Genomic DNA, 18,674 nt, shown 5'->3' with positions numbered 1-18,674 from the left:
GTGGCTCGCCCGAACGTGACGGTCAGGCCAGGGTCCTGAGCACGGCCGGGTCGTAGGGGACGGTCTGGGCCAGCTCACCGCGGAGCACCTTCGCCGCCCAGTCCGGGTTGGCCAGCAGCGTCCTGCCCACGGCGACGAGGTCGAACTCGTTGCGCTCCAGACGGGCCACCAGCTCGTCGATGCCGGTCACGCCGGCCTGCCGGGTGAAGCCCTGGGCGAATTCGCCCTCCCCGTACTGCCGGTCCAGGCCGACCGAGCCGACCGTCACGGTGGCCTTGCCGCTGAGCTTGCGCACCCAGCCGGCCAGGTTGAGCTCGCTGCCGTCGAATTCGGGCAGCCAGTAGCGGCGGGTCGAGGCGTGGAACACGTCGACACCGGCGTCCGCCAGCGGGGTCAGCAGCTGCGCCAGCTCGTCCGGGCTCTCCGCGATGCGGGCCCCGTACTGGTTGACCTTCCACTGGGAGAGCCGGAAGAAGACCGGGAACCCCGGGCTGACGACCGCGCGGACGGCCTGCACGATCTCGGCGCCGAAGCGGGCGCGGGAGGCCGGGTCGCCGCCGTAGCGGTCGGTACGCCGGTTGGTGCCGCTCCACAGGAAGTCGTCGATCAGGTAGCCGTGCGCGCCGTGCAGTTCGACGCCGTCGAACCCGAGCCGCTCGGCGGCCACGGCGGCCTCCGTGAAGGCGGCCACCGTGTCGTCGATGTCCTGCTGGGTCATGGCCCTCCCCGTCGGGGCGCCGTCCAGCCCGAGCCCGGACGGGCCCTCGGCGGGCGGCTCGGTCCCGGTCCGCGCGACCCCGGTGTGCCACAGCTGCGGAATGATCCTGCCGCCGGCCTGGTGCACCCGCCGGACCACGTGGGCCCAGCCCGCCAGGGACTCCTCACCGTAGAAGTGGGGCACGTTCTCGTACGCGGCGGCGGCAGCGCGGTTGACGTAGGTGCCCTCGGTGATGATCAGCCCGACCTGGTTGGCCGCCCGGCGGGCGTAGTACTCCGCCACGTCCTGGCCCGGCACCCCGCCGGGGGACTGCATCCTGGTCATCGGGGCCATCACGATCCGGTTGGGGAGCCTGAGATCACCCACGGTGAACGGCTCGTCAAGGCTTGCCATTGTTCCTCCCGAATGGTCGGCACTACTTGGACAGACGCCCCGTGTGCGCCTTTCCCCCAACCCGACAAAGCGCTTCCAGGCTGTTCGGAAAGTTTTGTGGCCGCACGGGCAGCGCATGATTATCGCCCTTTCCGACCGCAAACGTCCAGCCGGTGGTGACGGCTGCGCCGCCGGTGGATTGCCTGATGCGATCCAGTGCATCGACATAATCAGCTTGACCGTGTCAACGAGATCGCTGATAGTGGTCGTAGTGATTCCGCACCGCCATGATCGGCCGAAGCGAAACTCCCACGGCAAATCGCGACCGGAGAACTGATTTCCCCTGCTGATCCGTGTCGCGGACAGGGTTGTCGAGGCAGGAAAAGGGGGCAGAACCCAGGGTGAGCCAAAGTCGCCTTACCGCAAGGATGCCCGACGGGCTGGAAGGCAAGCGGGCCGTGGTTACCGGCGGTAGCCGCGGTATCGGCGCCGCGATCGTACAGAACCTGCTCGACGCCGGCGCCACCGTGGTGACCTCCGCCCGCAACCCGACCGAGCACACCCCGTCCGCGGCCACGTTCGTGCGGGCCGATCTCAGCACGCCGGACGGTGTGCGCGGGTTCGCGGCCGCCGCGCTGGAAAATCTCGGCGGAGTGGACATCGTCGTCAACAACGCGGGTGGCTGTCGGGCCTTTCAGAGCGCGCTGGACATTGAAAACGACTGGCAGTACACGGTGGACATCAACTTTCTGGCCGCCGTCCGGCTCAATTCCGCACTTGTGCCGTCCATGCGCGCGAACGGCGGCGGGGTCATCGTGCACCTCTCGTCCATCGCCACCATTTCGTCCTATCCGATGATCCTGCACTATGCCGCCGCCAAGTCCGCGCTCGAAACGTACAACAAGGGGCTCGCGGCCGAGTTGGCACCGCACGGCATCCGCGTCGTCGCCGTCTCTCCGGGGAACGTGATGACACCGGGGGCGGACGAGGCCCGCGAGAAGATCGTCGACTATCTCGGCAGCGAGTCCGAGGAGTGGGCCGACGAAATTCCGCTCGGGCGGATCGGCCAGTCCCAGGACATCGCCGATGCGGTCGGCTTTCTGGTCTCCCGACGCGCTTCGTGGATCACCGGCAGCAATCTCGTCATCGACGGCGGGCGGACCACGGCCCTGTGACCAGCGGCTGACACCCGACGGGATCCGGCATCGGCCGCAGACCCGCGAACTCCGAGGATCACGGACTCCGACCGGACCAGTCACCACGTATGCCCAGTAACCACGGACGCACAGACAACCGCTTGCCAGGACGGGAAGGACGGACACGATGACCGCGACAGAGGACGGGGTGCCGGCCTATCCGTTCGGTCCGGCCGACCGGCTCGACGTGGACCCGAAGCTGGCCGAGATCTGCGGCGAACAGCCGGTGCTGCGCGTGAGCCTGCCCTACGGTGGCGACGGCTGGCTGGTCACGCGGCACGCGGACGTCAAGACGGTGCTGGCCGACCCCCGCTTCAGCCGGGCCGCCGCGGTCGGCGAGGACGTGCCCCGCACGGTCTCCGCCGGGCTGCCCAGCACCTCCATGCTGAGCATGGACCCGCCGGAACACAGCCGGCTGCGGCGCCCGGTGGCAAACGCCTTCACGCTGCGCCGTGTCGAGGCGATGCGCCCGCGCATCGAGCAGATCGTGAACGGCCTGATCGACACCATGATCGCCGCGGGACCGCCCGCCGACCTGACTCGGACGCTGACCTGGCCGCTGCCGCTCACGGTGATCTGCGAACTGCTCGGCGTGCCCGTCGCCGACCGCGACCGGTTCAGCGTCTGGGTGGACGGCCTGCTGATGCTGTCCGATCCGGCCCGGTCCGCGCGGGCCCGCGAAGACCTCAACGACTACCTCGCCGGTCTGGTCGCCCTCCGCCGTACCGCCCCCACCGACGACCTGCTCGGCGAGCTGGTCACCGTGCGGGACGAGGGGGACCGGCTCAGCGAGGAGGAGTTGGTCAGCCTCGGGGTCAGCCTGCTGTCCGCCGGTCAGGAGGCCACCGCCAACCAGCTCGGCAACTTCGTCTACACGCTGCTGACCGAGCCCGGTCTCTGGCGGGAGCTCGTCGCCGATCCCGGCCTGGTGCCCGGTGCGGTCGAGGAGCTCTCCCGGATCATCCCGATCAGCGCCTTGGCCGGCTTCACCCGTATCGCCACCGAGGACGTGGAACTGAGCGGGCGAACCGTTCGCGCCGGCGACGCCGTGGTCGCCGAACTGGCCCTGGCCAACCGGGATCCCGAGGTGTTCGACCGCCCCGAGGAGATCGACTTCCACCGCGGGAACGTCCCGCACGTCACCTTCGGGCACGGCGTGCACTACTGCCTCGGCGCGCAGCTGGCCAGGACGGAGTTGCGCGTGGTGCTCGAGTCCCTGGTCCGCCGCCTGCCCGGTCTGCGCCTCGCGGTGCCGGCCGACCAGGTGTCCTGGCGGACCGAGCGCCTGATCCGCGGGGCTGCCGCGCTGCCGGTCAGCTGGTGAGGCTCTCACCGGCGGGAAGGGTCGCCGGAGGCTGTCGTCGCCCGCGTCCCCTGCCCCTCGACCAGTACCCAGTCCGACCTGCACGACTCGCCGACATCACCGGGACGCTACGGGAGGGCTGACCATGGCCGAACCACTGGAGGCGATCACTGCGGCGGTGCATGACCCGGGCAAGGGGCTTGCCGAGGTCATGGCGGCCGTCATGGAGGGCTACGGGGACCGGCCGGCCCTCGGCGAACGTGTCAGGGAACCTTCGACGGGGCGCCTGCTCCCGAGGTTCGGCACCATCAGCTACCGCGAACTGTGGACACGCGTCCGTGCGGTCGCCGGCACCTGGTACCACGACCCGGAGTATCCGTTGGGCGCGGGCGACCGGATCGGCATCCTGGGCTTCAGCAGCACCGACTACGCGACGCTCGACCTCGCCTGCATCCACTCGGGCATCGTCTCCGTGCCGCTGCAGTCCAGCGCGCCGCTGTCCCAGCTGCGGCCGATCATCGCGGAGACCGGGCCGCGCGTCCTCGCCGCGAGCACCGAGCGCCTGGACACCGCCGTCGAAGCCGTTCTCGGGGAAACGTCGATCCAGCGCGTGATCGTGTTCGACTACCGCCCCGAGGTCGCGGACCAGCGCGAGGCCTTCGAGTCCACCCGGCGGCGCCTGGCCGAAGCCGGCCGCCCGGTGGTCGTCGAATCGCTGGCCGCGGTGATCGAACGCGGAACCCGCCTGCCGCCCGCTCCCCTGTTCACCGCCGACGCCGGCGACGATCCGCTGGCCCTGCTCATCTACACGTCCGGCAGCACCGGGACCCCCAAGGGTGCCATGTACACCCAGCGGCTGGTCGGCACCGCGTGGAACGGGTTCACCTACGGCTCGGCGGACGTGCCCGCGATCGTCGTCCACTACATGCCGCAGAGCCACCTCGCCGGCCGCTATTCGCTGATGGGCTCGCTCGCCCGGGGCGGTGTCGGCCACTTCACCGCCAGGAGCGACCTCTCCACCCTGTTCGAGGACATCGCGCTGGTCCGCCCCACGGAGCTGACCATGGTTCCGCGCGTGTGCGACATGCTCTTCCAGCAGTACCGGAGCGAGCTGGACCGGCGGGCCGGCGAGCCGGGTGACGTCGAGGCGGCGGTGAGGAGGGAGCTGCGGGAGAACTTCCTGGGCGGGCGCGTCGCCAAGGCCTTCGTCGGGACCGCCCCGATCTCCGCCGAGCTGGCGGCCTTCGTCGAGTCCTGCCTGGATCTCCACCTGTACACCGGTTACGGCTCCACCGAGGCCGGCGGGGTGCTGCTCGACACGGTGGTGCAGCGCCCGCCGGTGATCGACTACAAGCTGGTCGACGTCCCGGAACTGGGCTACTTCCGAACCGACCTCCCGCATCCGCGCGGGGAACTGCTGCTCAAGACGGCCAGCGTCATTCCCGGGTACTACCAGCGGCCCGAGGTCACCGCCGAGATCTTCGACGAGGACGGCTACTACCGGACCGGCGACATCATGGCCGAGCTCGGGCCCGACCGGCTGGTCTACGTCGACCGCACCAAGGACGTCCTGAAGCTGTCCCAGGGCGAGTTCGTGGCCGTCTCCCGCCTGGAGGCCCTCTTCGTCGCCGGCCCCCTGGTCCGGCAGATCTTCGTGTACGGCAACAGTGAACGCGCCTACCTGCTCGCGGTGGTGGTGCCCACCCCGGAGGCGCTGGCCAGGAGCGGCGGGGACGTCGAGTCGCTCAAGCCGCTGCTCAGCGCGTCGCTCCAGCGGATCGCCGGGGAGGCCGAACTCAACTCGTACGAGATCCCCCGCGACTTCGTGATCGAGACCGAACCCTTCAGCTCCGCGAACGGCCTGCTCGCCGACAGCCACAAACTGCTGCGCCCCAGGCTCAGGGAGCGTTACGGCGAGGCCCTCGAACGGCTCTACACCGAACTCGCCGACGGGCAGGCCAGGCGACTGCGCGAACTGCGGCAGGCCGGGCCGGACCAGCCGGTGCTGGAAACGGTCGGCCGGGCCGCCCAGGCACTGCTGGGCTGCCCGGACACCGAGCTGCGCGCCGACGCGCACTTCACCGCCCTGGGCGGGGACTCCCTGTCCGCGCTGTCCTTCTCCAGCCTCATGAAGGAGATCTTCCACATCGAGGTTCCGGTCGGGGTGGTCATCAGCCCGACCAACGACCTGGCGCGGTTGGCGGGATACATCGAGGCGGAGCGCGAGTCCGGGGCGAAGCGGCCCACGTTCGCCTCCGTCCACGGCGGGAACGGCTCCGAAGTCCGCGCCGGCGACCTCACCCTGGAGAAGTTCGTCGACGCGCCGACGCTCGCCGCCGCCCCGGCGCTGCCCCGCCCCGACGGTGCCGTGCGGGCCGTCCTGCTGACCGGGGCCAACGGCTACCTCGGCCGGTTCCTGTGCCTGGAATGGCTGGAGCGGCTGGCGCCCTCGGGCGGCAGGCTGATCTGCGTCGTCCGCGGAAGCGACGCGGTCGCAGCGGCGAAGCGGCTCGAGAAGGCCTTCGACAGCGGCGACGCCGAACTGCTCCGGCGGTACCGGGAGCTGGCCGACGGGACCCTGGAAGTGCTCGCGGGTGACATCGGCGAGCCGTACCTGGGCCTGGGCGAGGACGCCTGGAACCGGCTGGCCGACACCGTGGACCTGATCGTCCATCCGGCCGCCCTGGTCAACCACGTGCTGCCGTACACCCAGTTGTTCGGACCCAACGTCGTCGGCACGGCCGAACTGATCCGGTTGGCGCTCACCACGCGGATCAAGCCCGTCACCTACGTGTCCAGCGTCGCCGTGCAGGCCGGAGCCGCGGCTGCGGCCCTCGACGAGGACGCCGACATCCGCGGCACCAGCCCGGTGCGGCGGCTCGATCAGGGCTACGCCAACGGGTACGCGACCAGCAAGTGGGCCGGCGAGGTCCTGCTCCGGGAGGCACACGACCTGTGCGGCCTGCCGGTCGCCGTCTTCCGGTCGGACATGATCCTCGCGCACAGCCGGTACGCGGGGCAGGTGAACGTGCCCGACATGTTCACCCGGCTGCTGCTCAGCCTGGTCGCCACCGGCATCGCGCCGGGCTCGTTCTACCGGACCGGCGCCCGCGCGCACTACGACGGTCTGCCGGTCGACTTCACCGCCGAGGCCATCGCCTCGCTGGGCGCGCGGGCCACCGAGGGCTACCGGACCTTCAACGTGCTGAACCCGCACGACGACGGCATCTCGCTGGACACCTTCACCGACTGGCTCACCGAGGCCGGCCACCCGATCCAGCGGATCGACGACTACGACGAATGGCTCGCCCGCGTCACGGCCGCGGTCCGCGCCCTGCCGGAGAGGCAGCGTCCGCACTCGCTGCTGCCCCTGCTGCACGCCTTCGCGCAACCCCAGGAAGGCGGCCCGGGTCCGGCGGTCCCCGCCGAGCGGTTCCACGCCGCCGTACGAGCCGCCAAGATCGGCCCCGGCGAGGACATCCCCCACCTGTCGGCGGCCCTCATCCGCAAGTACGTCACCGACCTGCGCCGGCTCGGCCTGCTCTAGGGCTTGGTCCCGCCCGTTGGCGGTGGCGTCACGAGAACGAAATGAGAACCCGGCATGGAACAGAACATCAGCGAGACGGCGATCCGGTGTCTGCGGCGGCTGGAGGAGTACGACTTCGCCGGCGTCCGGGCGATGTGCACCGACGGGGCCACCGTGTGGCAGAACGACGGCAAGGCGGAGCAGGCGATCGACGAGCGGCTGGAACAGTTCAAGTCCTTCGTCACCACCCTCGATTCGCTGCGGTACGACGTGATCCGCCAGTTCCAGAATCCGAACGAGGTGCTCCAGCAGCAAGTACTTCACCTGGCCATGGCCGACGGGTCCCGCAGCGAACTCCACACCGCGGTGTACTTCCGGTTCGACGGCGGCCTCATCGACCGGATCGAGGAGTACGTCTACACCGTGCCGGCGGGCACGCCGGGATAGTCGGGCGGCGGCCAGGTGGCCGCGCGGCAGCCGGTCGCAACCGTGCCGTCCATGCCGCCCGTTCGGCGTCCGGCACCGCTCAGCGCGACCGGCGCAGCTCCTCCAGCTCACCGGTCATCCGGCCGAGGAAGCGCGCCACCGCGGCCAGCTCCGCCGCGGTGAACTCGCCGCGTACCGCCTCGGTCCGGCGCGCCACCGGGGCGAACCACTCGGCCGCCATCCGCCCCGCCCCCGGCAGGTAGTGCACCAGGACCTGCCGGCGGTCGGCGGCGTCCCTGGTCCGCCGGACGTGCCCGGCCCGCTCCAGCCGGTCCAGCACGGCGGTGACCGCCCCCGAGCTGAGCGCCAGCTCCTCGCCCAGCCGGCCGGGGGTGATCCCGCCCGGCCCGCCGGCCGGGCCGGGCGCCGCCCGCATGACGGCGAGCAGCGCCTGGACGTCGGTCGCGTGCAGCCCGCTCGCGGCGGCGAAGCCGTGGCCGAGCAGGTTCATCTCGGAGGCGAGGTCCTGGAGCAGCCGGCCGAGTACCGGGGTGTCGGACGGCCCCGGGGGCGGCGGGGTCGTGATCGGCTCCTGCTCCGACAAGGTCATCTTCTCCGGTCGCGGACGGCGTTCCTACCCGTTCAGCCTAACGGCCGGGATAGCGCCGGACGCGGCCGCCGGCCGCTCACACCTGGTCCGCGACCGGCTCCCGGACGGCCTGGCGGACCGTCACCGGACGCGGCCGGGCCGGCCACCAGACCCGGTCGCCGAGGTCCCGGACCAGCGCGGGCACCAGCAGCGAGCGCACCAGCAGGGTGTCCAGCAGCACGCCGAACGCCACGATGAAGGCGATCTGGGCGAGGAAGGCCAGCGGGATCACGCCCAGCGCGGCGAAGGTCGCGGCGAGCACCACCCCGGCCGAGGTGATCACCCCGCCGGTCGCCGTCAGGCCGCGCAGCACCCCCTCCCGGGTGCCGGCCCGCAGCGCCTCCTCGCGCACCCGGGTCATCAGGAAGATGTTGTAGTCCACCCCGAGCGCCACCAGGAACACGTATCCGTACAGCGGCACCGAGGGGTCGGTGGCCGAGAAGCCGAACACGTGCGGGAAGACCAGCGCGCTGACCCCGAGCGTCGCCAGGTAGGAGAGCGCCACGGTGGCCGCGAGCAGCACCGGGGCGAGCAGCGAGCGCAGCAGCAGCACGAGCACGGCGAGGACGCAGACCAGCACGACCGGCATGATCAGTGTCCGGTCGCGCTCGGCCGTGACGCGGGTGTCGTACTGCTGCGCGGTGTACCCGCCGACCAGCGCGTCCGCGTCCGGCACCGCGTGCACGGCCTGCCGCAGGCTCCGCGCGGTGGCGATCGCGGCGTCGCTGTCGGCCGGGTCGGCGAGCGTGACGTCCAGCCGGACCTTCCCGTCCACCTCCTTGGCCGGCCCGCCCGGCGCCCCGCCGGTGTACGGGCGGACGGCCGCCACCCCGGGGACGGCACCGGCCGCCGCGGTGACGGCCTCGGCCCGCCCGGCGGCGGCGATCACCACGGCCGGGTTGCCGGAGCCCCCCGCGAAGTGCGCGGAGAGCAGCCGCTGGCCGGCCACCGAGGGCTGGGCCTTGATGAACAGTTCGGTCTGCGGCACCCCGCCCGCGTCCAGGGTGGGCGCGAAGGCCGCCAGCCCGGCGAGGACGGCCAGGCTCACCGCCCAGGTCGCGCGCGGCCGCCGGCCGACCAGCCCGGCCACCCCGGCCCAGACGGCGTGCACCGGCGCCCGCCCGTCCGCGGCCGGGCGGGCCGGCCAGTACGCGGCGCGGCCGAGCAGCACCAGCGCGGCCGGGAGGAAGGTGAGCGCGGAGAGCACCGCGCAGCCGATCCCGATCGCGCCGACCGGCCCGAGCGCCCGGTTGTTGGTCAGGTCGGAGATCAGCAGCACCAGCAGGCCGAGGGCGACGGTCGCCCCGGAGGCGGCGACCGGTTCGACGGACTGCCGCCAGGCGGTGCGCATCGCGGCGAACCGGTCGCCGTGCAGGTGCAGTTCCTCGCGGAAGCGGGCCGACAGCAGCAGCCCGTAGTCGGTGGCCGCGCCGATCACCAGGATCGACAGCAGCCCCTGCACCTGGCCGTCCACCCGGACCACGCCGTGGTCGGCGAGCAGGTAGACCAGCGCGCAGGCGATGCCGAGGGCGAACACCGCGCCGAGGATCACCAGCAGCGGCAGCAGCACACTGCGGTAGACGGCGAGCAGGATCAGCAGCACCACCCCGAGGGCGACACCGAGCAGCAGCCCGTCGATCCCGGCGAAGGCACCGCCGAGGTCGGCCAGGATCGCGGCCGGCCCGGTCAGGCCGACCGTGGAGTCCGGGACCTGCCCGGCGAGTTCGCGGACGGCCCGGACGCTGTCGCCGGTCTGTCTCCCGAGGTCGGAGCGGAACTGGACGACGCCCTGCAGGGCCCGGCCGTCCCCGGCGGGCACGGCCGGCGAGACCCGCCCGGTGGCACCGGTGACGCCGGCGGCCGCGCGCAGCACCTGCTCGGCGGCGGCCCGCTGGGCGTCGTCCACGGCTCCGGTGCGGCTCTCCCAGACCACGATCAGCGGCATCGCGGCCCCGGTCTGGAACTCCCGTCCGAGCCTCGCCACTTCGGTCGACTCGGCGCTGCGCGGCAGAAAGGCGGCCCGGTCGTTGGTGGCGACCTGGGAGAGCTTTCCGGCGTAGGAGCCGAAGGCTCCGCCCAGCCCGAGCCAGACGACGAGCAGGGACAGCGGGATCAGCAGCCTGGTGCGGCGCCGGACGGCAGGGGGGGCGGTGAGCATGGCGGGAACGCCCTTCGCGCGGGGGCGGGTCACGGACAGCGGGATCATATCTCTCGATGATCGAGAGACTTCACCGTCGAGAGGCCTCCCGCCCCGTCGGCGGAGCGGCCACCGGGAGCGCGCACCCGCCGAGGGCCTCCGGGATCCGGACACGCAGATTCACCCGATCGAGTGGCGGTTGGTGCGCATAGAAACAAATCGGCCCGGACACACTAGTCCATGGCTGACCCATCAGCCTCAACTCACACCCTCACCATAGGAGTTGTTCCCATGGCCCTCCCCATCGCCGACGCCAAGACCCTCAAGTCCGCCCTCGCCGTGACCGTCGACCAGGTCAAGACGTGGCACTCCCTCACGTTCGCGACCGTCCAGGACGCCGTGACCTTCGTCAACCTCGCGCCCGCCCAGGGCGCCGGGGAGTTCGGGTTCTCCTACCGCCCGGACGGGCAGGTGGACGCGATCTACTTCCTCTGAGCCCTCGCGGCACCGACGGCCCCGGGCTCCGACCCGGGGCCGTCGCCCCGCCCGGCCCGGCCCGCGCACCCCGGTGGGTGCGCGGGCCGGGCCGGCACGGCGGTGGGGGTCAGCCGGCGATGGGCCCGGTGTCGAGGCGGATGTGGTCGACGGCCCAGTACCAGTTGTTGCCGGCGTCGTACATCCGGAACTTCAGGGTCACCGTACGGGCGCCCGCCGGAACGGCGAACTGCTTGGTGACGAAGGCGTTCTGGACGTCCTTGCCGGCGTTGTCGTTGCCGGTGGCGTCGCTGCTGTAGCTGAGCAGGCGGATCTCGGTGCCGTTGTCGAAGACGGCCGTCACGGCGGCCTTCTGCGGAGCCTCCTGACGGTAGTGCGAGTCGAAGGCGAGGTACAGCGTGCTCGCGCCGGACGGGAGTTGGACAGCGGGCGAGACCAGGGTGGAGTCGAAGACGCCCTTGCGGGACGGCGCGCCGGTGTCGTCCCAGTCGTCGGGGTCGGCGACCGCGAGGACGCCCAGACCGCGGGTGAAGTTGCCCCGGTCCTGGCCGGCCGGGGTGGACCAGGCCCGCTTGGTGTGGAAGGTCCAGCCCTGGAGCCGGACGGTGCCCTGCGGCATGCCCGGCGCGTTGACCACCGACCAGCCCTGCGGGGCCTGCGGGGTCCAGCCGAGCACGCCGTCCAGCGGCTGGAGGGCCCCGGCCAGCGACTCGAAGTCCTCGCCGAGCAGGTGGCCGGCCATCGTGGGGGCGGTACGCGCGGCGATCTCGCCGTCGGCGACGGCGAAGCGGTTCCCGGCCAGTGCCCGGGCGGTGACCAGGACGCGGTGGGTGGCACCGTCGGGCAGCTGGGCGGGCGGGGTGACGTCCCATTCGGCGGTGCCGGTGGCGCCCGCCGCGAGCGTGGCGGGCGGCACGGTGACGGCGGTGACCGTCCAGCCGGCCGGGACGACCGGCTGTGCCTCGATCGCGCTCAGCGCGGCGGCGGCGGTGAACCGGGCGCTGATCCGGGCGGGCCGCCCGGGCAGCAGGACGGCCTCGTCGATGGTGGTGGAGGCGGCCCTGAGGGCGACCTCCAGGGCGAGCGGGTCGGACAGGCCCAGCGCCGGGTCGGTGACGGTCCGCTCGTCCCACGGGAAGCGGCCGGCGATCCGGCGGCGGAAGGCGAGGTCGCCGCGGACGGCCACCGCGACGTCGTACCAGCCCTCCGGGCCGACGGTCAGGTTGACGGTCTTGTCGTCGCCCGCCGCGACCCTGACCTCGCGCAGCCCGTCCCCGTAGGCGAGGTCGCCGACCAGGAAGGTCTGGGCGGTGCGCGAGCGGTTGATCACGTCCACCTCCAGCACCTTGCCGTTGCGCTCCTCGGAGAGCGAGACCTCGTACGCGGCGGCGGCGTCGCCGCGCAGGTGCCAGAGCGCGCCGTTGGGGCCGTGCACGCGCAGGTCGTAGCCGTCGGGCCCGACCGTCCAGACGTCCGAGAGCCGGTTCTTGGCGCCCACCGTGTAGTGGCGGGGCGCGCTGCCGGGCTCGGGGTAGACGGCGAAGACGGCGCCCTGGCGGCCCTGGTTGATGAAGTCGACGGTCAGCTCGTTGCCCTTGAGCTTCGGCTTGACCAGCAGGTTGTACGGCGCGGGCCGGGCGGTGCGGGTGCCGCGCTGCTGCTGCGGGAGGACCTGCGGGCTGGGCACGGTGGGGGCGGGCAGCTTGCCGGTGTCCACGACCTTCTGCCGGTTGCCGCTGGTGTCGGGCAGCTCCGGCCAGACCGGGTTGCGGCCGGAGAAGTCGAAGACGTTGGTGAGGTCGCCGCAGACGGCGCGCCGCCAGGGGCTGATGTTGGGCTCCTGGACGCCGAAGCGCTGCTCCAGGAAGCGCAGCACCGAGGTGTGGTCGTAGACGGTGGAGTCGACCACGCCACCGCGCGTCCACGGCGAGACGACGACCATCGGCACCCGGACGCCGAGGCCCATCGGATACGGGCCGGAGACCACGGTCTCCCCGGCGGGCAGGGTGTCCGACCAGGTGAGCGAGCCGTCGGCGGCCTTCACCCGGTACCTGCCGTCCTGGCCGACCACCCGGTGGTAGGTCGAGCCGCCCTTGCTCACCCGGACCACCACCTCGCCGTCGACGGAGACGGTCGACTTGCCGCGCCCGGCCGCCAGCGGCGGGACGGGCGGCAGCTGGTGGTCGAAGAAGCCGCCGTGCTCGTCGTAGTTGAGGATGAAGACGGTCTTCTCCCACACCTCGGGCTTGGCCGCCAGCGCCGCGAGCAGCCGGGCCGTCAGGTGTTCACCGTTCGGCGGCGCGTAGTTGGCGTGCTCGGAGAGCGCGGCGGGCGCGATCAGCCAGGAGACCTGCGGCAGCCGGTCCGCCTGGACGTCGGCGGTGAACGCCTCGACCAGGGCGTCGCCCATCGCGAACGGGTCGTTCTTCTTCGCCGGGTCGCCGACGGCGCGCATGCCGCGCTCGTACAGCGGCTCGCCCGGCTTGGCCTTGACGAAGGGTGCGAACCAGGCCAGCGCGTTGTCGTCGAAGTTGTCCAGCGCCTGGTACGTCTTCCAGCTGACGCCGGCCCGCTCCAGCCGCTCGGCGTAGGTGGTCCACTCGTAGCCGCCGGGGATCTCGGTGTTGTCGGTCACCGGGGTGTCGCGCACGGTGCCGCCGCTGGTGCCGGTCATCAGGTGCTCGCGGTTGGTGTTGGTGTTGCACTGCACCGACGCGTAGTAGGCGTCACAGGTGGTGAACACCGAGGCGAGCGCGTTGTAGAACGGCATGTCGGCGCTCTCGTAGTAGCCCTGGCCGAGCCAGCCGCTGGCGCGGCGGGTGACCGAGCCGTCGGCGAGGCCGTCGTTCCAGGCCTTCATCGAGTCGACGAAGCCGAAGGCGGGGGCGCCCTGCTGGTACGCGTTGGTGTGTGCGGCGTTCATCGGGAACGGCAGCAGGTGCCCCTCCTTGCGGCCCGGGTCGGGCTGGTGGAACACCGAGCGCCCGTTGACCCCGCGCACCGCCGTCCGGTCGCCGAAGCCGCGCACGCCGGGCAGTGTGCCGAAGTAGTGGTCGAACGCGCGGTTCTCCTGCATGAACACCACGACGTGCTGGATGTCCGCCAGCCGGCCGGGCCGGGCCGGCGCGGCGAGCGCCTCGCGCACGCTCAGCGGGAGGGCGGACAGCATCGCGGCCGCCGCCGCGCCGCCGAGCAGGGTGCGGCGCGACAGTTCGGGCATCGGACTCATCGGGGGGTGACTCCTTGTTCGCGGGCGCTGGGCCACCGTTCGGCCCAGACCCGTTATGTCTATGCGCCCCAGATGGACGGGACCGGCGTGTTGGATGGCGCTTCGGTGACGGCCCGTGGACTCCAAGCTGTCCAGACAACTTGACGACCGGACAGGCCTCCGCACCGCCCCTGACCGGCCCCGGACGGCAGCCGTCCCCCCTCCGCCACCGGGCCCCGGCCCGGCGTGTCACCCCCGAGGTCACACTCCGCGTACGCGCCACCCCCTAGCGTGTCCTCCCGCAGGACGCCGAGTTCGGGAGTGAGATGCCGAGGAGCCGCAGAAGCCCGCGCCGGGCCGCCCGGCCGGCCGCGCTCGCACTGGTGCTGGTGCTCGCCGCCTGTGGCGGCGGTGGCGGCGGAACCGGCCCGACCGTCCTGGAGTGGTACAACTTCCCCGACGACTCCGGCGCCCTCCAACAGGCCGCCGACACCTGCGGCCAGGCCTCCGGCGGCCGCTACGAGATCCGCTACAACAAACTGCCGCGCACCGCCGACGGCCAGCGCCAGCAACTGGTCCGCCGGCTCGCGGCGCACGACGCGGGCGTCGACATCATGGGCCTGGACGTCACCTGGGCACCGGAGTTCGCCGAGGCCGGCTGGATCCGCGAGTGGACCGGGGCGCTGAAGGAGCAGGCCCGCGCCGACACCCTGGCGGCCGCGCTCACGACGGCCACCTGGAAGGACCGGCTCTACGCCGTCCCGTACAACTCCAACACCCAACTGCTCTGGTACCGCGATGACCTGGTGGCCGGCCCGCCCCGCACCTGGGGCGAGATGCTCGGCCAGGCCGAAGCCCTGGCCAGGGCCGGAAAACCGCACCATGTCGAGGTGCAGGGCGCCCAGTACGAGGGGCTGACGGTCTGGTTCAACACCCTGGTGACCAGCGCCGGCGGCACCATCCTCACCCCGGACGCCTCCGCCCCCTCGCTCGGGGCGCCCGCCGTCACCGCCGCGGGCATCATCCGGGACCTCGCGCACTCCCCCGCCGCCGACCCCTCGCTCGCCAACCAGATGGAGGACCAGAACCGGCTGGCGATGGAGTCCGGGACGGCCGCCTTCGAGCTCAACTACCCCTTCGTCTACCCGTCGATGAAGGCCAACCGGCCCGCGCTGTTCCCGCACCTGCGCTGGGCGCCCTACCCGGCGGTGACCGCGGACCGCCCGGCGAGCGTCACGATCGGCGGCATCGACCTCGCCGTCGGCGCCTACGGCCGCCACCCCGAACTGGCCCACGAGGCCACCCTCTGCCTGCGCAACCGTGACAACCAGCTGGTCAACGCGCTCAAGGGCGGCCTGCCGCCGTCGCTGCGCAGCCTCTACACCGCCGCCGAGCTGACGGCGAGCTACCCGTTCGCCGCCGAGGTGCTGACGGCCCTGGACTCCGCCTCGGTCCGGCCGCGGACACCCGCCTACCAGAACGTCTCGATCGCCATCTCGCACGCGCTCTCGCCGCCCTCGGCGATCGACCCCGAGAGCACCGTCTCCTCGCTGTCCGGCCAGATCGAGGACGCGCTCGCCTCGAAGGGGCTGATCCCGTGACCAGGCCGCCCACCGCACCCACCACGCCCGAAACACCCAAGGCACCCACCGTGCCCACCACTCCCACCGCGACGGAGCGGCGGCTCTCCGCGGGCTCCCGCCAGGAGCGCCGGCTCGCCTGGCTGCTCTGCGCCCCGGCGGTGGCCGTGATGACCGCGGTGACGGCCTATCCGGTCGGCTACGCCGTCTACCTCTCCCTCCACCGCTACGACCTGCGGTTCCCGCAGCAGGCGGAGTTCATCTGGTTCGACAACTACGCCGCCGTGCTGACCTCCTCCTTCTGGTGGCAGGCGCTCCGGGTGACGGTGCTGATCAGCGCGGTCTCGGTGACGATCGAGCTGGTCCTCGGTCTCGCCCTGGCCCTGGTGATGCACCGGGCGGCGTTCGGCCGGGGCGCCGTACGCACCGCCGTCCTGGTGCCGTACGGCATCGTCACCGTCGTCGCCGCCTACTCCTGGCAGTACGCCTGGACGCCCGGCACCGGCTATCTGGCGGCCCTGCTCCCGGCGGGCAGCGCGCCGCTCACCGACCACTGGCAGGCGATCGGCCTGATCATCCTGGCCGAGATCTGGAAGACCACGCCGTTCATGGCGCTCCTGCTGCTGGCCGGGCTGGCGCTGGTCCCCGGTGAGACGGTCCGGGCCGCGATGGTGGACGGCGCGACCCTCCGGCAACGGCTGCGGCTGGTGATCCTGCCGCTGATGAAGCCGGCCATCCTGGTCGCCCTGCTGTTCCGGACCCTGGACGCGTTCCGGGTCTTCGACAACATCTACATCCTGACCGGGGGCTCCAACGACACCGGCTCGGTGTCGATCCTCGGCTACGACAACCTGTTCACCGCGCTCAACCTCGGCATCGGCTCGGCGATCTCGGTGCTGATCTTCCTCTGCGTGGCCGTGATCGCGCTGGTCTTCATCAAGGTGTTCGGCGCCGCGGCGCCCGGTGGCGGAACGGAGCGCCGATGACATCCCGCCGCACCAGGACGCTCACCGGCTGGGGGGCCGTCAACCTGCTGGTGGTGCTGTACGCGCTGTTCCCGGTCTGGTGGATCGCCGCGCTCTCCTTCAAGGACCCGGGCACGCTCGGCGACGGGGCCTTCGTCCCGCGCCAGTGGACGCTCGCGAACTACCGCGGCATCTTCCGGACCTCGGAGTTCACCCGGGCGCTGGTCAACTCGATCGGCATCGCGGTGATCGCGACCACCATCGCCGTGGTGCTGGGCACCATGGCCGCCTACGCGGTGGCCCGGCTGCGCTTCCCCGGCAAGCGTCTGCTGATCGGGCTGTCGCTGCTGATCGCGATGTTCCCGCCGATCTCGCTGGTCTCGCCGCTGTTCGACATCGAGCGGCTGCTGGGCCTCTTCGACACCTGGCCCGGCCTGATCATCCCGTACACGACCTTCTCGCTGCCGCTGGCGATCTACACCCTGTCGGCGTTCTTCCGGGAGATCCCGTGGGACCTGGAGAAGGCGGCGAAGGTGGACGGTGCGACGCCCGCGCAGGCGTTCCGGCTGGTGATCGCGCCGCTGGCGGCGCCCGGTGTGTTCACCACCGGGATCCTGGTCTTCATCTTCTGCTGGAACGACTTCCTGTTCGCGATCTCGCTCACCTCCACCACCGCGGCGCGGACCGTCCCGGCGGCGATCGCCTTCTTCACCGGCAGTTCGCAGTTCGAGCAGCCCACCGGTTCGATCGCCGCGGCCGCCGTGGTGATCACGGTGCCGATCGTGGTGTTCGTGCTGCTGTTCCAGCGCCGCATCGTGGCCGGCCTCACCGCCGGCGCAGTCAAGGGATGAGCCCGGTCGGCGGGCGCGTCCAGGGATGGGTCCGCCGGCCGGCGGACCGGGAAGGCAGAGCGTGGCCGAGATCGTCCTCGACGGGATCACCAAACGCTACCCGGACGGCTCCGTCGCCGTCCACGACTTCAACCTGACCGTCGCGGACGGCGAGTTCGTGATCCTGGTCGGCCCCTCGGGCTGCGGGAAGTCCACCACCCTCAACATGATCGCGGGTCTGGAGGACATCACCGCGGGAACCCTGCGGATCGGCGGCCAGGTGGTCAACGACCGCGCGCCCAAGGACCGGGACATCGCCATGGTGTTCCAGAGCTACGCGCTCTACCCGCACATGAGCGTCCGCCAGAACATGGGCTTCGCGCTCCGGCTGGCCAGGACGGACAAGGCCGTCATCGCCCGCAAGGTCGAGGAGGCCGCGCGCATCCTCGACCTCACCGAGCACCTGGACCGCAAGCCCGCCAACCTCTCCGGCGGCCAGCGCCAGCGGGTCGCCATGGGCCGGGCGATCGTCCGCGCCCCCAAGGCCTTCCTGATGGACGAGCCGCTGTCCAACCTGGACGCCAAGCTCCGGGTGCAGATGCGCACCCAGATCTCCCGGCTGCAGCGCCGGCTCGGCACCACCACCGTCTACGTCACCCACGACCAGGTCGAGGCGATGACGCTCGGCGACCGGGTGGTGGTGATGCGCGGTGGCCTGGTCCAACAGATCGGCGCACCACAGGAGTTGTACGACCGTCCGGTCAACCTCTTCGTCGCCGGGTTCATCGGCTCCCCGGGCATGAACCTCCTGAACGCCACCGTGGAGCAGGACACCCTGCGGACGGCGCTGGGCGACCTGGCGATGGCCGACCCGGTCCGGCGCCGGCTCGCCCGGGCCGGCGCGCCGCGCCGGGTGATCGTCGGCATCCGGCCCGAGCACTTCGAGGACGCGGCCCTGCTGGAGCGTCCGCACGGCGGCCGGACGGCGACGGTGGACGTCGAGGTGCTGGAGTCGGTCGGCTCGGACGTCTACGTCCACTTCACGGCGGAGGGCGAGGCCCTCACCCCGGGCGCCCTGGAGGAGTTCGCGGCCGAACGGAAGGACACCGGGGCCGGGGCGCGAGGGCGCGAGGTGGTCGCCCGGATCGGCACCGCGACCCGGGCCGTCGAGGGCGGCCCGCTGGAGCTGTGGATCGACACCGACCGGCTGCACGTCTTCGACCCGGACAGCGGCGCCAACCTGACCCTTCCGGAGGGCTGAGTACGCCG

13 protein-coding genes are annotated in these 18,674 nt (G+C 72.0%); 9 read left to right on the top strand and 4 right to left on the bottom strand.

Going from position 1 to position 18,674, the window contains the following annotated elements; translation table 11 throughout:
- Positions 1 to 22: 22 nt before the first annotated feature.
- The gene (locus ACIP82_RS20585) at positions 23 to 1,111 is read right to left on the bottom strand and encodes an NADH:flavin oxidoreductase (protein WP_363610325.1); all 1,089 of its coding nucleotides are present in this window, start codon (positions 1,109 to 1,111) and stop codon (positions 23 to 25) included.
- A 407-nt stretch (positions 1,112 to 1,518) separates the two neighbouring features.
- Here ACIP82_RS20585 and ACIP82_RS20580 point away from each other — a divergent pair, with 407 nt between their 5' ends.
- The 4 genes from ACIP82_RS20580 to ACIP82_RS20565 all read left to right on the top strand — a co-directional run bounded on the left by ACIP82_RS20580 (position 1,519) and on the right by ACIP82_RS20565 (position 7,562).
- Positions 1,519 to 2,265 (top strand): SDR family oxidoreductase, encoded by a 747-nt coding sequence (locus ACIP82_RS20580; RefSeq protein WP_400654957.1) that lies wholly within the window; start codon positions 1,519 to 1,521, stop codon positions 2,263 to 2,265.
- 148 nt (positions 2,266 to 2,413) lie between these two features.
- Positions 2,414 to 3,610 (top strand): cytochrome P450, encoded by a 1,197-nt coding sequence (locus tag ACIP82_RS20575; RefSeq protein ID WP_363610329.1) that lies wholly within the window; start codon positions 2,414 to 2,416, stop codon positions 3,608 to 3,610.
- Positions 3,611 to 3,734: 124 nt separating this feature from the next.
- Positions 3,735 to 7,136: a carboxylic acid reductase gene (gene car, locus ACIP82_RS20570; RefSeq protein WP_400654954.1), complete on the top strand. Its 3,402-nt coding sequence runs from the start codon at positions 3,735 to 3,737 to the stop codon at positions 7,134 to 7,136.
- A 54-nt stretch (positions 7,137 to 7,190) separates the two neighbouring features.
- A complete protein-coding gene (locus ACIP82_RS20565) occupies positions 7,191 to 7,562 on the top strand; it encodes a nuclear transport factor 2 family protein (RefSeq protein ID WP_400654951.1) in 372 nt (123 codons plus the stop codon).
- Positions 7,563 to 7,641: 79 nt separating this feature from the next.
- Here ACIP82_RS20565 and ACIP82_RS20560 read toward each other — a convergent pair whose 3' ends face one another.
- Both ACIP82_RS20560 and ACIP82_RS20555 read right to left on the bottom strand, forming a co-directional pair.
- Positions 7,642 to 8,145, bottom strand: coding sequence for a MarR family transcriptional regulator (locus ACIP82_RS20560; protein ID WP_400654950.1), 504 nt, complete (start codon positions 8,143 to 8,145; stop codon positions 7,642 to 7,644).
- Between the two features lie 82 nt (positions 8,146 to 8,227).
- Positions 8,228 to 10,348, bottom strand: a complete 2,121-nt coding sequence (locus tag ACIP82_RS20555; protein ID WP_400655057.1) for an MMPL family transporter — start codon at positions 10,346 to 10,348, stop codon at positions 8,228 to 8,230.
- 270 nt (positions 10,349 to 10,618) lie between these two features.
- On the opposite strand from ACIP82_RS20555, the gene ACIP82_RS20550 reads away from it, so the two are divergent.
- Positions 10,619 to 10,822, top strand: coding sequence for a hypothetical protein (locus tag ACIP82_RS20550; protein ID WP_363610337.1), 204 nt, complete (start codon positions 10,619 to 10,621; stop codon positions 10,820 to 10,822).
- 109 nt (positions 10,823 to 10,931) lie between these two features.
- On the opposite strand, the gene ACIP82_RS20545 is transcribed toward ACIP82_RS20550, so the two are convergent.
- Positions 10,932 to 14,051 (bottom strand): phosphocholine-specific phospholipase C, encoded by a 3,120-nt coding sequence (locus ACIP82_RS20545; RefSeq protein ID WP_400654947.1) that lies wholly within the window; start codon positions 14,049 to 14,051, stop codon positions 10,932 to 10,934.
- Between the two features lie 305 nt (positions 14,052 to 14,356).
- On the opposite strand from ACIP82_RS20545, the gene ACIP82_RS20540 reads away from it, so the two are divergent.
- The 4 genes from ACIP82_RS20540 (at position 14,357) to ACIP82_RS20525 (ending at position 18,666) form a co-directional block, all read left to right on the top strand.
- Positions 14,357 to 15,631: an ABC transporter substrate-binding protein gene (locus ACIP82_RS20540; RefSeq protein ID WP_400654945.1), complete on the top strand. Its 1,275-nt coding sequence runs from the start codon at positions 14,357 to 14,359 to the stop codon at positions 15,629 to 15,631.
- A gap of 50 nt (positions 15,632 to 15,681) precedes the next feature.
- Positions 15,682 to 16,596, top strand: coding sequence for a carbohydrate ABC transporter permease (locus tag ACIP82_RS20535; RefSeq protein WP_400655055.1), 915 nt, complete (start codon positions 15,682 to 15,684; stop codon positions 16,594 to 16,596).
- The gene (locus ACIP82_RS20530; RefSeq protein WP_400654943.1) at positions 16,593 to 17,426 is read left to right on the top strand and encodes a carbohydrate ABC transporter permease; all 834 of its coding nucleotides are present in this window, start codon (positions 16,593 to 16,595) and stop codon (positions 17,424 to 17,426) included. Before ACIP82_RS20535 ends, ACIP82_RS20530 begins: the two co-directional genes overlap by 4 nt.
- A 61-nt stretch (positions 17,427 to 17,487) precedes the next feature.
- Positions 17,488 to 18,666 carry a sn-glycerol-3-phosphate ABC transporter ATP-binding protein UgpC gene (locus tag ACIP82_RS20525; protein WP_363610345.1) on the top strand — a complete coding sequence of 393 codons (1,179 nt, stop codon included), beginning with the start codon at positions 17,488 to 17,490 and terminating at the stop codon, positions 18,664 to 18,666.
- The last annotated feature ends 8 nt before the right edge of the window (positions 18,667 to 18,674 follow it).

Source organism: Kitasatospora sp. NPDC088548, from assembly GCF_044753005.1.
In the GTDB taxonomy this organism is placed as follows: domain Bacteria; phylum Actinomycetota; class Actinomycetes; order Streptomycetales; family Streptomycetaceae; genus Kitasatospora.
Note: the sequence above shows the minus strand (reverse complement) of the source record. Positions and strands in the feature narration are given on the sequence as shown.